The sequence below is a fragment of the Bradyrhizobium sp. 33ap4 genome, from assembly GCF_032654765.1.
Taxonomy (GTDB): Bacteria; Pseudomonadota; Alphaproteobacteria; order Rhizobiales; family Xanthobacteraceae; genus Bradyrhizobium; species Bradyrhizobium australafricanum.
Genome location: NZ_JAUMTJ010000028.1, coordinates 1 through 14,611 on the forward strand (window position 1 = coordinate 1; position 14,611 = coordinate 14,611).

The window sequence follows — 14,611 nt, forward strand, 5'->3', positions numbered from 1 at the left end:
ACGCTGCTTCCTTTGATTGCATGCTGGCGGTACGAACCCCGGGAGCACCTCTGACCGCTCGCGTTGTCGCGGCCCGCGGTTCCGCCTTCCCCTTTGAGAGACAGGGTCGGCTACTCCGATCACGTTCGATTTCGGGGCTATTTTCCCCTTCACTTCATTCCGGCCTACAACCTCCCTGTCTACGCTTCGCAACGGCCGTTACCGGACGCCACGCAAGACTCGGTTCGCGGCTGCTCGCTAGGCTTTGCCGCGGCCGTCATCTCAGACGGCAGTCTTCAACGCGCTTGCAAGGCGCAACTCTCACAGGGCCGTGCGTTCAGAACCGTTTGATCTCGATTCCGTACTTCCTCAGCGCGTAGCCAATCTGGCGCGGCGTCAGTCCGAGCAAGCGCGCGGCTTTTGCCTGCACCCAACCAGATTTTTCCATGGCCGCAATGACCCGCTCGCGATCGGCCATCTTTGCGCCGCTTACGAGAACTGTGCCGGGAGGCGCCAGCGAGACCAGTTCGCTGCCGACGGGCGGGACCAGCGCAGCCGCTTCAGACAGCGAAGTGATCGGCTTAGCCGCCACTGGCACGGTCGGTGCCGGCTGGACCGTCGCCTCCTCCGATGTTCTTTTCCACAACATCGCGGAAAGGCACTGACCATGGCAACATGCAAAGTCATTTCTCACGATCGATGGTCCGGACGACAGGGTCGCTGTGCGCTCGATACAGTTCTCAAGCTCACGGACATTGCCCGGAAAGCCGCAGTTCATCAGCACATCGATCGCACTCGCCTCCAAGGTCAGCGCACGGCCGTTCTCGTTGTTGAAATTCCTGAGAAACTCGCCGGCCAGCAGCGGAATGTCGCTGCGTCTTTCGCGCAGCGGTGGGAGCAGCAAGGGAACGACGCTGATGCGGTAGTAAAGGTCCGCGCGAAACTCGCTTCTTGCCACAGCCTCTTCAAGGTTCTTGTTGGTCGCAGCTATGACTCGAACATCGACCTTGATAGTCTGGTTGCTGCCGACCCGTTCGAACTCCTGCTCCTGCAGGACGCGCAGCAACTTCGCCTGGAACGGCGCTGAGATCTCGCCGATCTCGTCAAGAAACAACGTGCCTTTGTCAGCAAGCTCGAAGCGCCCCTTGCGCAAGCTGAACGCGCCAGTAAAGGCACCTTTCTCATGACCGAACAGTTCGGACTCCAGCACTGTCTCGGGGAGTGCCGCGCAATTCAGCTTGACGAACGGCCGCTTGGCCCGGGAAGACGATTCGTGAATGGCCTTGGCTACGAGTTCCTTTCCGGTACCGGATTCGCCGCGCAGCAGAACCGTGCTGTTCGATTTGGCGACGACCGAGATCTTCTCGAGCAACCCGCGCAGCGCCGGGCTGTCGCCAATGATCCCATGGATGGGTAGCTTCTTACGTTCCCGTGGCGGCTGCCTAAGCTCGAACAATTGCTTCTGCAGACGGTCCTTCTCCCCCATCAGCCGCTCGCGGTCGCAGGCGACCAAGCGATGCAGCCTCACTGCCTGTCCCACCAGGTTGGCGATCATGGCGAGCAGTCGCGCATCATAATCGAGCCGGAGGCTCGACCTGTCGTCACGGAGCCGGTCGACCGTCAACGTACCCACGACTTTGGGGTCAATCCGGATCGGAACACCGATGAATGACACCGGTATATTTTCTGAGGCACCGAGCACTTCCAGGTCAGCTGCGCTGAACGCCGGTTCGGCTGCCACGTTCTCGGCGACAAGAGGCCCGTCGGTCGCAACGATCTGGTCGATTGCCTTCCGCGGCAGGCGCATCCGGTAGCGCTCGTCGCTGCCTTCGCTCCAACCGGCACCCACCGTGATGTCCGGCATCCCGTCATCGTCGAACAGTGAGACGATACCGTGTCGCATCTGCACGAACGATTGCAGGAGGCCCACGACGTTGGCCAACGTGACCTCGAGCCGGCAGGGAACGGTGAGTACCTTCGATATTTCGAAGATGCCGCTCAGCGCGCTTTCGCCCAGCGGCTCGCCCGAGAGCTCGTGCTCCGTCTCTGCGTGAGAGGCAGGTCTTTCGCGCGCGGAAGCGATATGCAGCATGAGGCGGTCTCCGTTATCTTGATCATCCTCCCTCTCAGCTTGTTCGAGTTTACGAGCTTCGTTTTGCATGTCATGCTCGGTCTAGGGCTACGAGTTGACGAGATGACATAGAAGCGTAACACCTTTTCATGGCACGACGGTAACTCTACGGTGCCGTGATTTCACTTTTGATTTCACTTTTTCGGAATGGGTGCGTGACGTCGCGTAGAACAAGAGCTTCAGAGCTGATACTCAAGACAGCTGCGTTGCCAGCTTGCTCGATTCACAGATGTTGCCCACCATTGATCGGCACCTCCGCCCCCGTGACATAGCTTGCGGCATCCGAACATAAGAAGAAGATGACCTTGGCCACTTCGTCGGGCGTCCCCACTCTGCACAGCGGAATGTTTGGCACGAGACGCGCTTCCGTATCGGGCGACAACATGTCCGTCCTGATCTCGCCGGGCGCGATCGCGTTCACGCGAATACCATGCGGCGCGTAATCGTGGGCCATTTCGCGTGTGAGGCTCGCAAGTGCAGCTTTCGACGTCGCGTAGGCGCTGCCGGCAAACGGGTGCACCCGCGAACCAGCGATCGATGTCACGTTGACAATCGATCCTGATGCGGCCCTTAACTCGTCGAATAGACCCCGCGCCAGCAGGATCGGGGCCACCAGATTCAAATGGAACACCCTCATCCAGGTTTCGGTTGACGTCGACAACGAGGTCAGCCGGTCTCCATCGGGCGCCTTCGGCGAGATGCCGGCATTGTTCACTAGCGCGTGCAAAGGTGCGCCCGCCAAACGTTCCCTGACCTCCGTAATCAAGCGCGGCAGCGCTTGATGATTGCTGAGGTCGGCCTGGACATGATCCTCGCGCCCGGACTCCCACGGGCACCGCTCGCCGTCGAACGGCTGTCGCGCGCAAGAAATGATGCGCCATCCCGCCTCCGAAAACAGCTTGGCGGTGGCATGGCCGATTCCACGCGACGCCCCGGTCAGCAACATCGTCTTTTGCTCACCACGATCGACGCGACCTTTATCGGCGTGAAAGGGACAGCTCAAATGTGTCTCAGGCGGCGGATCTCCGACTGGACCGTCATTTGGTAGATCGAAACCCACGCCCGCGTCCTCTCCTGTAGCGCCGCTGGCCAACGCGTAGCAGGATTTGGGCCACTACGATGCACGCAAAGACGCTCCCATTTTGCGTCCTAATGTCGCGCACTCAAAACGCTTGGCGGATTCGGGACACGACGCGTGCGCTTTGCGACAGTGATGGTGCATCGCCGACACACACCTGAGTGTGCTCTGTCTACTGCTCAAACTAAACTCAGTCGCGCTCTTGTGATCGCCGAACCGAGCAAGGCTAGCGGACGAACAGCTCCGTCGCGTGTCGAGGCAACGATGAGTGAGGAAAGCGGAGATGCCCAGTGGCCTCGTCTTTGCGATTCGAAAACTGACGCGAAGCCGCCATACGTCAGGTATCGCCGCAACGTACACCGACCTGATCGCAGCTGTGAAAATCAGTCCAAGTCCTCCATCTAGAGCGGTTTCGTGTCCATCTGATGCGAACTTATGTGCCGATAGGAGAATATTCTAACCCGCTCAGCGCGCCGGCGCCGAGGGAAGAGAGACGTTCGCGGCGAGGCTTCGGCTTCGCCGCGAAATTGCACCAACGAACGAATCATAAATCCGTGACGCAATGCGATGGGCTTCGCTGCAAAGATTGAAGAGGAAGAGCAGTCACCGGCGCCGCCGCCGCGCACCGCAAGGCGCAGGGGGGGTGCGGAGGAAGATCGAGAACATCGTCTGGGCCCGCGCCGCGGGTCGCTGCCAATATACCGGCTGTAATAGGCTGCTAATCGGCGACCAAGTCTCCGGAGCGGCGAACGTCAACACCGCCTACATCAGATAAAGATTATCACGACATGGGAGAGGCTTATGCCTCTCAAAAAGATTGTCGAAAGAGAAATCGTCGTAGTTGGGAAACGCCAACAAAATTCATCCGTCGTTCCCTGCCTCTCGGGCAATCCAAATCGTTCCGAAAGCAGCAATTTCGCGGCGGTAAACGCCCGGACTGGTTCCCGATCCGAGTCATGCCGAATTAGAACCTGCGCTAGGCGATCATCTCCATCCATCTGAAAAACGACATGGAAAGAGTGCTCGCCGATTTTGACCTAGGGAATCGATATCTCCGAATAGAAAGAGCCATATTGTTCGCGGGGCGATCTTCAAATTTTCTGAGCCAACTGCGGCGATGATTTCCATGTTTTGCATTCCCCAGCGGGTGCTCTGCCAGCCGGGCACGTGATGCCTTCGTGGCAACGACCGCCGCACACCAACGAACGACAGCGTGGTGCTACCGCCGATAATGGCGCGGTGTCGCGTTCGAACCCACTCTAACCCGGAGACCATTGGCGATTTATAGGCCTGTCCAGGCTCGGACAGTGCCGGGGCCCCCTTCCGACATGCACTAGCGATGTCGATCTCTGTATTGCCGCCGCTGCTCGCCAAATGCCGCCCGTGGATTGAGCCCGCACGTCACGTTTCGCCCGGACGCGGATGCGATGCACTGTGCACGTGTCTGGTACATGCAATCGCCGGGATATCCCACGCCTCTCCCCGAGCGCTCGCCGGAATAACGGTTACGTACCCCGCGATCCCAAACGCCAGAGCGGCAAACAACAGAGACACACGCATTGGTGACTCCGCAGCTCGAAGCCCGATTGTTCCAACGGAGCGAACGATGCGTAGTTCCCCTTAGAAGCTCATTAAAGATGGCTTGGGCCGGCTGAGACTCTCAGCTCTAAATTCCCGCGTCGGCATGTGCACGCAGAATTCCCGGCGTTCAGGTGCGTGCTCATGCCGATGTCACGATACCCTGCCCGACACGCCGCATCGATTATCCAATACGCGAACCGCATCACATCCATTTGCACTCAACGTGCTTCCCCAGAGCCTTTTCGGACTCCAGATGCTCGTCCCTCAAAAATTCCGCGACTGCTCGCCGATAGAAGAGGACAAAAATGGGTGTCACTGCATCAACTGTAGCTCGGGGCCCGCTGGCCACTCGCCTTGGTGCAGTCGCTTCCGCGCGTCAGATCAGGCCATACTCGGGGCACGGCACCAGATCCCCAAAAGATAGGCGAGCGGCAAGTCGTCGGCCGATGGGCGGGCTCGGAGGGCGCCGCGGCGACTATGCCGAGATCGACGTTAACGTATCTGCTGCAGCGGATGGGCGAGGCCGGGCTCAACCAAACTCATTGGAGCCGAGTCCGGCGAGCTCCCCAGCGGCCATGGTGGTACGTATCCTCGGCGGCCACGTAGCTGACGGGTCGCTTGAGACCATAATCAGGTTCCATACTCTTAATGATAAGCCCTATAATGGGTTGATTATTGATGTACGGCAGAATAAATAGCCCTTAAAGGGGTCGATTGTGAAGCTTACCGTACAAACGTTTTTTGACGGCACGTGGCGTGACGCCGCCGTCGTAACACTTGCCCAGGCCGAGACTGGGATCGGAAGCCGGTCGTCGGCCGGCTACGAGATGAGCTATTTCTATGAGCACGGAACGACAAAGAATCCGGTTCGCGACCTTCGGGCGTACTCGGTGGCCGCGCCAATCGACCTCGAGGACCGAACGGCGGACACTTGGCCGGCCTTCCTGCTGGATCTGATCCCTCAGGGGAAGCAGGCAGACCGTATAGCCGCGTTTCTCGGTCTCAAAGCAAGCGATCCAGCGACCCAGATCAAGCTGCTGCTGCGATCGGCCAGCGCTCCAGTTGGCAATCTCCGCATAAAGGAAGCACACGAGGAAGAAGTCCAGCGCATCGAAAAGATGGTCCGGATCGGCGTCTCAATGGACGACGTTCTAGCGCGTACAGACCATTTCCTCGCGATGGCGGACGACTTTGCCCTTATCGCCTCCGGCTCCAGCGGTCTTCAGGGCGACTGGCCGAAGGTCGCGCTCACAAAGTCGATGGCGGACGGACTCTGGTATCCCGATCCGATGGTAGCCGACGATGATGCCGGGGACCATGTGATCGCCAAGTTGCTTCGAAGCGAGGAAGGAATCGACCAGCGGATCCTTCAATCAGAGGCCGCCTACGCGAAGGTCGCAAAGGATTTCGGTTTGCATGTCGAGCGGACCAGCACACACGGCAACGGCGTGCTGGTCGTGCCGAGGTTCGACCGCGGAAGAGATTCCAGCGGACTGATCCGGTACGGTCAGGAGAGCCTCGTGTCCGCGATCGGCGTCGCGGCGTTCGGGCATCTGGAGAAGCACGAAACCTATGTCGCGAAGCTTCAAGAGGTCTCTTCTGACCCGCTCGCGGACACGATCGAATATTTGCGGCGCGACATGCTCAATCTCGCGATGGGCAATCCGGACAACCACGGCAGAAACACCGCGTTGCGTAAGTTTCCCGACGGCCAGGTGCGTCTGTCGCCGCTATTCGATTTCGCGCCGATGCGCATCTCGCTCGCGGGGATCGTGAGGTCCACGAAGTGGGCCTGCATGGCTTTTGCCGGCGGCAGTGACATCGAGCCGGATTGGCGCCTGATCTGCGAGGCCGTCGCGAGGCCCGGCGTGCCGGCGGACGATCTCATGGCCGCGCTCGCCGAGAAGGAGGACTTACTTCGCGCGCTGCCTGAGGCGGCGCGCATGTACGGTGTGCAGGACAGCGTCATTGCCAGCGCCGTTGTGCGTGGCGACGATATGGCCGACAAGGTGGCGAGGCTGCGGAATCGACCGACTTACGGATAGACGATGCCGAGGATACGAAAGCCCACTCGGGAAGAGATATGGGATCGCCGCACCGCGATCAACGAGAAAGCGCGGAGCGCGCAACTGCGGCTGCCAGAAGGCATCGCCGAAATGCGGCATGCGCTCGGACTTTCTCAAGCTGAATTCGCGAAGGTATTTTCACTCACCACTCGACAAGTCTCCGAGATGGAGCGGGGCGGCGCCAATCCGACGGTAGCGACCCTCGAGCGCATAGGTCGCGTATTCGGTTTCCAGATCGGCTTCGTACCGCGCGCGACGCCCGGCGCTCCGTGAGAGCCGCAGCGACCATCGCGGCAGCCGGCGCCAGGAACAGCACGCGGACACGGTCATTTGCAATGGATGCGTGTTACTAGCTAGTCTAGGATGCTGAATGGTCCAGCCCGGCGTCAGCTATCCCCAATGTGCTGCTCCGCGCGAGCGCGTGGCCGGTGCCGCAACCGAACTCGCCGGCTAGACGTCGGACCTTTCGATAACTTTATCCGCGAGCAGCCAGCGAAGGCTATCAGTTTCGATCCGCGCGTGGCGAAGCCGAGGTCGCTTCCACCTGTCTAGCGCGGTGGCAGTACGTTAGGGCCACTCTCGTCGACTTCGAGCTTCCTCGGATGCCTTCCGGCCGCCGCATCTTTCTTCTCTCCAGCGCAAGGGGTCGCTGGAGCGTCGGTTTGCGCAAGCAGTTGCCGCGCGGGAAAATAACGGCAGTACTGCTCGATGCAAAAAGCGGTCATCAGGTCGATGAAACGGGTTACAACGCTCATGAAGCCACGAGCTCTTGTGAGGTTTCCTCAATCAAGATCAATCGGCGCGGATCATTCAAATCGAATTCTATCACGCGCGGCGCAAAGAGGCGCGCATAACGCGTAAAAGCGCTCGTCGGGGGGAAACGGATCACAGTGTCACATCGCGCAAGGAGATACATCTCGATGAGGGCGGAAACGCCGCCTCCGGCTCCGAGCGCCGCACTGTGCAACGGTCCGGCCTGAGGCGCCTGGAAGCGCTTAGGGATCGTGAAAACATCGGGAAACATAGCCGACACCTTCTCAAGGACGAGCGTGCTGTCCGTGCACAGGAAAGGCCTGACAGGTTTTGCATGCGGTAACGCCTTGGCCTTGTCGATGGCATCACAGACCTGTTGCAAGGCGCGCTCCGGATCAGCCCAGTAGGGTGCATGCCCCATAATATCCTCGCCGTTGCCGTGGCGAACATGAATGCCGATCACGCTGTACGGTTCAAAGTGCTCACGGAAGATGGCATCGATCCGTGCCTGCACGTCGGGTCGCGGCTTGATGCTCCGAAAGATCTCACGTTCAGCCTCCTCATCGCAGCGCCACATCAGGCAGGCGTCACACACAACCGTGTTTGCATCGCTATCTTGCTCGCTTTGGAACAGTTGATCGAGCTCGTCGCGTTCCCGGAAAATCTGCTCATCCGGCCGATAGGCGCAGTCTATGGTTGGCTTATTCCACCATGCCGGAAAGAACGGTCCCGGAAATGTGCGCTGATTGATCTGGTCGTCGCAGATCACCCGTACGCCAGCAATGTCTTGAACTGGTTCGAAGAAGACTGGAAAGGCGTTGGTGAATGGTTGATCGAGATAACAGGACCCCCGCCAATCGATGACCAGGTTCCGTCCGGTCCGCTGCGCAAAACGCCAAGCTGCCGCCAGCGACCACAAGCAGTCGCCCAACCCCGTACGTCGTCGGGAAACAACGAACCGATCATTTTTCGAACCACCAAGCATCTGCATTGCCTCCTTCCGGGCTCCTGGTTGAACAAGAGACGTCATTGGAGACACCTCACATATGATCTCCGCCGATGTTATGGTCGGCGCTCGTGCTGCTCGCGAGTTGCGTCGGTAGAACTTCATGCAGCGCTATCCTCGTAGCGGGTTCTCTCGACGCATTGCCTCTTTTCTTCCATTCAGAGCTGTTGCGCCGATATACCCGATTTAAGCCGGATGGCTATTGTGCCTGCTCAACCTCGGCCTAGCCTGCTGTCCGTGGAGGGATAGCCATGGCCATACCATAATCGCCGGTTATACTTTGCCTTGCGCTTTACTGCGGACGCAAGCAGCGCGTGGCGGATGCAGCCGAACGCTGCGCTGCTCCCACACGAGCCGCAGTTCCCTCATGACATCTTCGCGCTTGGGCTGGTCCAGCATAGTTGTGTCAAGAAGCCAGCCCAGCGAGGCCTCCCCCTCAATCCGCATCAGCAGGTCGAAGAGCTCATGCGAGATACGCATGCTGTCACGATCCGAATGTCCCATACGGATCTCGCAGACCGTTTCCTGACGATCTTCCGCTGTGTGGGAGCGAAAACGATGAAGGGATGCGTACGGAGGCAATGAAACGCTCAGTGTACGCCAATCCTGCAGCGTCGCCGCCCGCTTCTTGACGAGGAATGGCCCAACCACAAGTCCGTCCAGGTCAGTCGTCAAAAACGTGACGATGGCGTCTGAAACGGAATCCACGATTGGCTCGGCATTGTTGTTAAAGGACGTGTTTAGAAGAACCGGAACGCCGGTTCGCTTCTTGAATGCATTAATGACATCCCAATAGGCAGGGTTTGTGTTGCGCGACACCGTTTGCAGCCGAGCAGTCCCATCGACGTGCGTGACCGCACCGAGCACGCTATGGTGGGCTTCACGCACACGAACCACGAAGTTCATGAAGGGAAACTCCCGCTTGCCGCCTGGGAGCTCAAAGAACTCACCTGCATCTTCCTCCAGCACTGATGGCGCAAACGGACGATAGCCCTCACGCTTTTTGACCATCGCGTTGATCCGGTTCTTGTTTTCGGCTGGCCGCGGGTCGGCGAGAATACTGCGATTGCCAAGCGCACGTGGCCCGAACTCAGAACGGCCCTGAACCCAACCGATCACAGCGCCATTTGCCATCCAGTCGGCCGCACTGGCTGCGATGTCATCACTGCGTTGGATATCGAGGTGGCCGGACCATGCATTGAGCTCCTGTTCTACCGCTTGCTCGGTCCCGAGATCGGGCCCCCAATAGACGTCCGGCAATCGCTCGCGCGGCGCAGGCCTGCCCAACTCGTTTGACATCATCAATGCAGCGCCGAGTGCGCAACCGGCGTCGTGCGCCGCGGGTTGGACGAAGATGTCGTCGAAAAGCCCGGAATAGAGCAGCTTACCGTTCACCGTGCAATTGTGGGCTACTCCTCCCGCCAGGCACAAACGCTTCATGCCCGTCGCTTCGCGATGGTACCGCAGGATGTGAAAGACGATCCGCTCGAGCGCTTCCTGCAGCGAAGCGCTGACATCTCGATGCTGCTGCGTGAATGGCGTTCCTTTTCGCCGGACCTGGATGCTGCGGATCAAGGCCGGACCGATTCGATCCAGGTGGACACGATAGCCACCATTGTCCAACAATTCGTAGAACTGCGCGAAGAGCTCGCGATAGGGAGCAGGGTCACCATAGGGGGCAAGCCCCATCACTTTGTACTCATCGAACAACCCGTAGCCGAGATAACGGATCGTCTCGAGATAGAACAGCCCCAGAGAGTTATGTTCTGGGAAGCTTGCGAGCTCAGTAATTTCGGTGCCAGCCCCCACCGCCAGCATACCTGAGAGAAAATCTCCGCCGCCGTCGACCGCAAAGATCAGACTTTGGTCAAATCCAGACATCGCAAACGCGCTCGCGGCATGCGCTTCATGGTGATTTACGAAGGACACGCGCGAGGCATCGACCTCGGTGCCGAACTCCCGTGCCAGCAGCTGCCGTAGCAACAGTTTGGCGTCCAACGGAACGGACTGAGAAACGAACAGCCGCTCGAGCATCGTATTGCAGTAGGCTTCAGTCGCGTAGAACGCGATGCGGTCGATCTCGCCAAGCTCAACTCCTGCAGTTGAAAGGCAGTATCGGATCGAATTGCTTGGAAACTTGTTGGAGTGCTTGACTCGATTGAGGCGCTCCTCTTCGACGGCAGCAATCACACGGCCGTCCCGCACCAGAACCGCAGCGCCATCGTGCAGAAATGTATTGGGCAGCTCGGGCGAGCTTTCATAGATTCTGTCCAGACCACCACTCACTCCCAGACACAACATCTCATTCTCCATTTGATCATGGCAGGAAGGCCACCCGCGGTTCCAACTAACTCGTCTGTACTGTCACACGATGTCGACCACGCGCCAGGCAGCACTACCAAGGCTTTCTCGAAATTCGTCCCGATGCTCAGCGACTCAACCCGTTGAGGTACTGGGCGTCCCGCGCCCATCGACCAAATCGGCAGTCATACACCTGGCTTGATCACGTCCTTCTAAAATCATTGCAGATCCTCCTCGCAGCTCACGCCTCGACCGGTGCAGAGAGCATGGCATAATTCTTCAACGCAGCAGGCGGCGCCGAAGCAATGCCGTCGACGCGAAGAACGGCAATACCGCGTACAAGCAAAGCGCACTAACGTGGAAGGCAGCGCTGACGCTGACCGCGCGCTCAAGCATCGCTGGGCGAATGAGGTCGACCGAATGCGCGAGCGGCAACAAGCCGGCGAAGTGCTGAAATGAGCTCGGCAATTGGTTCATCGGAAAGACCGCGCCACACAGAAACACCATGGGTGTCAGGATGAGCGTCTGGTAAAACACGAAGTAGTCGTAACTTGGCGCAAGAGATATGACGACCATCGCCAAACTTGCGAAGACAAGGCCGGTAAGGGCGACCGTCGGCATCGCATACAAAATCGACGGCCAGGACGCATAACCCAGCGCTGCAGCGACAATTCCAATCGCAGTTCCGGCTAGAACGGACTTACTGGCCGCCCACACTAATTCGCCCAGAACGATATCGCCAACCGTGAGTTGTGTGGACAGGATTGCTTCCCAGGTGCGCTTGGCGTCCATCCGAGCAAAGGCGGCATACAAGGTTTCGAAGGTCGCGGACGTCATGGCGCTGGTCGCGACCATGCCCGCTGCCAGAAACGCGATATACGAAGTCCCCTCAACGCGGCCCACGATTAGCCCGAGGCCAAAGCCAAGGCCAAACAGGTTGGTTATGGGATCTGCAAGGTTGCCGAGAACCGATGCAAGTGCGGCTTTCCTCCACGCCAGGAAGTTTCGACGCCATACCGCGATCCAGTTGTACGCGTTAGCGGGCATCAGCGCTGCATAACTTTCACCCATCCTCATTTCTCCATCTCGCGTCCGGTCAGCCGCAAAAACACGTCCTCGAGATTCGGCGGCCGATGCAGAATGCGAAGGCCGGCTCGCCCACGCAGTTGCACACGAACCTGCTCCGGATATGGCGCATAACAGAACAGCGTCTCTCCACTCACTTCGATGTGCCGCGCGTAAGGCCTGATCAACTCAGTGAGCTCATGTGGATCACCGCCATAGATCTCGATCACGTCGCATCCGATATGCTCCTCGATTAAGGCGTTCGGCTTTCCTTCGGCGATCTTGCGTCCACTCTCGAGCACGCACAGACGATCGCATAAGCGTTCGGCCTCTTCCATGAAGTGAGTGGTCAAGAGGATCGTCTTGCCACGCGCAAGCAGAACTCGCAGGCGCTCCCAGATTAAGTGGCGTGCGTGCGGATCCAGACCGGTTGTGGGCTCGTCCATTACGAGCAGATGTGGATCATTGATCAGGGCACGCGCCAGCGTTAGCCGCCGTTTCATACCACCCGACAGCTCGGCGACGCGCTCGTCCGCTTTGCTTTCCAGACGGGCAAACTCCAATAACGAGGGTACGACCACCTCGATCTTGCGAGCGCTCATGCCGAAATAGCGACCAAAAACCCGTAGGTTCTCCCGTACCGTGAACTCGAGTTCAAGGTTATCGAACTGCGGCACCACGCCAATGCGCATACGTGCGACACGGGCGCGCGCAGGCACGGGCTCATCGAGGACCGTAATCTCGCCGGCATCTGGAGAGATCATCCCGAGGAGCATACGCGCAATCGTGCTCTTGCCAGCTCCATTTGGCCCGAGCAGGCCGAAGCATTCCCCGCGCGCAACCGAGAACGACAGCTCGTCGACGATGATCTTGTCGCCCAATGACTTTCTTACGCCGGCAAGGTCGATTGCTGCGCTGGACATGTTCATATTAAGCCGACAAAAGGCGTTCGGTCGACGTTGGCTTCGTTACAGCTGCTTTGGTCCACAGCAGGCCGTCGCACCACACATGCTCCACGCGCCCCCATTGGCAGGCGGCGGCAACATCCGGGAAGAATCCTCGCCCATGAAGGTTGGCGCTCGTATTGCAAAGCAGCGGAATGCCCGTGAGTTGCTCAAACTCGACCAGCAGCTCCGCGATTTTGTGCGGAGAGTTGCGCGCAACTGTCTGCAACCGCGCAGAGCCATCCAGATGGACGATAGCGGGGACCTTATCGCGCCACTCCGCACGAGTCTGGTGATCGAAAAGCATATAAGGATCCGGTGTCCCGGGCTCGAAGATGTCTGGCGCCCGATCCTCCAGGCAAATCGGCGCCACCGGCCGGAAATGCTCACGGCGCTTGATGTCGTTGAGATGATCCTTCATTGCCGGCGAGGACGCTGCTGCAAGAATGCTTCTGCCGCCCAATGCCCGCGGCCCAAGCTCGGCGCGTCCCGAAAGGAAGATTACGGGCTTGTTGTCGGCGAGGATGGCCGCAAGCTCGCGGAGGGTGCATGGCGCAGCCTCCCATTCTGACGGACTTTCGCTAGCCTGCAGCGCCGGACCACTGTAGACCGACCATTCCAGTGGCCCGAACCCATTTTGCGCCGCCATAGCACTGCAAGCAGCGCCAATTGCCGAGCCGCTGTCATTTGGAAACGGTGGCACCCAGACCTCATCGAACAAACCCGTCGCGCGAAGCGCACTGTTCCACTTGATATTGAGCCCGCACCCCCCGGCGACACACAGGTTTCTCGCGCCCGGAAGCGATGAGTGCCGCAGCAGAACCATCGCGATTTCCCGGACAAGAAGACGTTCCAGGAACACATGAAACGACGCTAGGACGTCTTCCGCTCGCTTGGCCGTCAGGCGCAGCGCGCTCGCCTCGAAAAATTCGTGCACAGCCGCAAGCGACGCCTCCGCATTATTGATATCGGCGCGGTAGCGACGCGCCTGCTCCGTGTCGGCCGCGAAGCGCTTTTCGTAAAGCTCCTGAAAAACTGTCACGATGGATTCGTCGACAGAGCCGAGCGCGATATAGGCCATCAGCTTGCCGGCGATGCCCAAGTCCCAATTGGTGCGGTTCGGCTGCCTGTAAGGCCCGAAATGAAGGCCTGCGGCAGCATAGGCATGACCGATCATCGGAAACAGGCACGCGATGAGCCGCGCACCCCGCGGTTCGACATAGTAGAGACGTGGAAAGATACAGCCATCCCATACCAGACAGAACGCGGGTTTTCCGGCGCCGGCAAAGGGGCTGGTGCTATAAGCCGACGCGACGTGGCCCGTCACGTGGGGGTAACTCTTATAGGGAAATACCTTGCCACCGAGGATCAGGCCGTAGCCGTCGACGGAATCAAGCAGGCCCTCGGCATGCCGCTCGACATATGGCGCCCCTTTCAGCGCGATCGGAACCGCCCCACTCAGGACCTGGAATTGCGACTCAATCTCCCCATCCCAGCCATCGATGACGAACTGATCAATATCTCGAGGCTCAAGGCCATGTTCAGCCAATGCGAGCACGACTGCATCGAGGTTATCGACGGATTGGTAGCGTGGGCTGTTGGCGCGCTTCTCTTGCTCGGTGCAAAAGACAAGCTGCCCGTCCTCGACGACAGCGATTGCGCCATCGTGTGTTAACTTAATGCCGCAGATGCGCATACGACCCCCTG

Annotated in this window: 11 protein-coding genes; 2 read left to right on the top strand and 9 right to left on the bottom strand. The window is 59.1% G+C overall.

The window, feature by feature from the left end; genetic code table 11:
* Window positions 1-316: 316 nt before the first annotated feature.
* The 3 genes from nifA to Q2M23_RS21875 form a co-directional block, all read right to left on the bottom strand.
* Window positions 317-2,140, bottom strand: a complete 1,824-nt coding sequence (gene nifA, locus Q2M23_RS21865) for a nif-specific transcriptional activator NifA (RefSeq protein ID WP_316396992.1) — start codon at window positions 2,138-2,140, stop codon at window positions 317-319.
* A gap of 193 nt (window positions 2,141-2,333) precedes the next feature.
* On the bottom strand, window positions 2,334-3,170 hold the full coding sequence (locus Q2M23_RS21870; protein ID WP_316396993.1) for an SDR family oxidoreductase: 837 nt from the start codon (window positions 3,168-3,170) through the stop codon (window positions 2,334-2,336).
* A gap of 1,351 nt (window positions 3,171-4,521) precedes the next feature.
* Window positions 4,522-4,662 (bottom strand): DUF3551 domain-containing protein, encoded by a 141-nt coding sequence (locus tag Q2M23_RS21875; protein WP_410469752.1) that lies wholly within the window; start codon window positions 4,660-4,662, stop codon window positions 4,522-4,524.
* A gap of 823 nt (window positions 4,663-5,485) precedes the next feature.
* Between Q2M23_RS21875 and Q2M23_RS21880 the strand changes: the two genes are divergently transcribed.
* Window positions 5,486-6,814 (top strand): type II toxin-antitoxin system HipA family toxin, encoded by a 1,329-nt coding sequence (locus Q2M23_RS21880; RefSeq protein ID WP_316396994.1) that lies wholly within the window; start codon window positions 5,486-5,488, stop codon window positions 6,812-6,814.
* 3 nt (window positions 6,815-6,817) lie between these two features.
* Complete coding sequence (locus Q2M23_RS21885) at window positions 6,818-7,108, top strand: helix-turn-helix transcriptional regulator (protein WP_316396995.1); 291 nt, start codon at window positions 6,818-6,820, stop codon at window positions 7,106-7,108.
* 275 nt (window positions 7,109-7,383) lie between these two features.
* On the opposite strand, the gene Q2M23_RS21890 is transcribed toward Q2M23_RS21885, so the two are convergent.
* From Q2M23_RS21890 to nodU, 6 genes are all read right to left on the bottom strand, one after another.
* Window positions 7,384-7,590, bottom strand: a complete 207-nt coding sequence (locus tag Q2M23_RS21890) for a hypothetical protein (protein WP_316396996.1) — start codon at window positions 7,588-7,590, stop codon at window positions 7,384-7,386.
* Window positions 7,587-8,699 (bottom strand): nodulation protein NodZ, encoded by a 1,113-nt coding sequence (locus Q2M23_RS21895; RefSeq protein WP_316396997.1) that lies wholly within the window; start codon window positions 8,697-8,699, stop codon window positions 7,587-7,589. The genes Q2M23_RS21890 and Q2M23_RS21895 overlap by 4 nt, the downstream gene beginning before the upstream one ends.
* 168 nt (window positions 8,700-8,867) lie before the next feature.
* On the bottom strand, window positions 8,868-10,895 hold the full coding sequence (locus tag Q2M23_RS21900) for a carbamoyltransferase (protein ID WP_316396998.1): 2,028 nt from the start codon (window positions 10,893-10,895) through the stop codon (window positions 8,868-8,870).
* A gap of 279 nt (window positions 10,896-11,174) precedes the next feature.
* Window positions 11,175-11,966: an ABC transporter permease gene (locus Q2M23_RS21905; RefSeq protein WP_316396999.1), complete on the bottom strand. Its 792-nt coding sequence runs from the start codon at window positions 11,964-11,966 to the stop codon at window positions 11,175-11,177.
* 2 nt (window positions 11,967-11,968) lie between these two features.
* Window positions 11,969-12,889 carry a nodulation factor ABC transporter ATP-binding protein NodI gene (gene nodI / locus Q2M23_RS21910; protein ID WP_316397000.1) on the bottom strand — a complete coding sequence of 307 codons (921 nt, stop codon included), beginning with the start codon at window positions 12,887-12,889 and terminating at the stop codon, window positions 11,969-11,971.
* A 1-nt stretch (window position 12,890) separates the two neighbouring features.
* Window positions 12,891-14,600 (bottom strand): nodulation protein NodU, encoded by a 1,710-nt coding sequence (gene nodU, locus Q2M23_RS21915; RefSeq protein ID WP_316397001.1) that lies wholly within the window; start codon window positions 14,598-14,600, stop codon window positions 12,891-12,893.
* Between the last annotated feature and the right edge of the window lie 11 nt (window positions 14,601-14,611).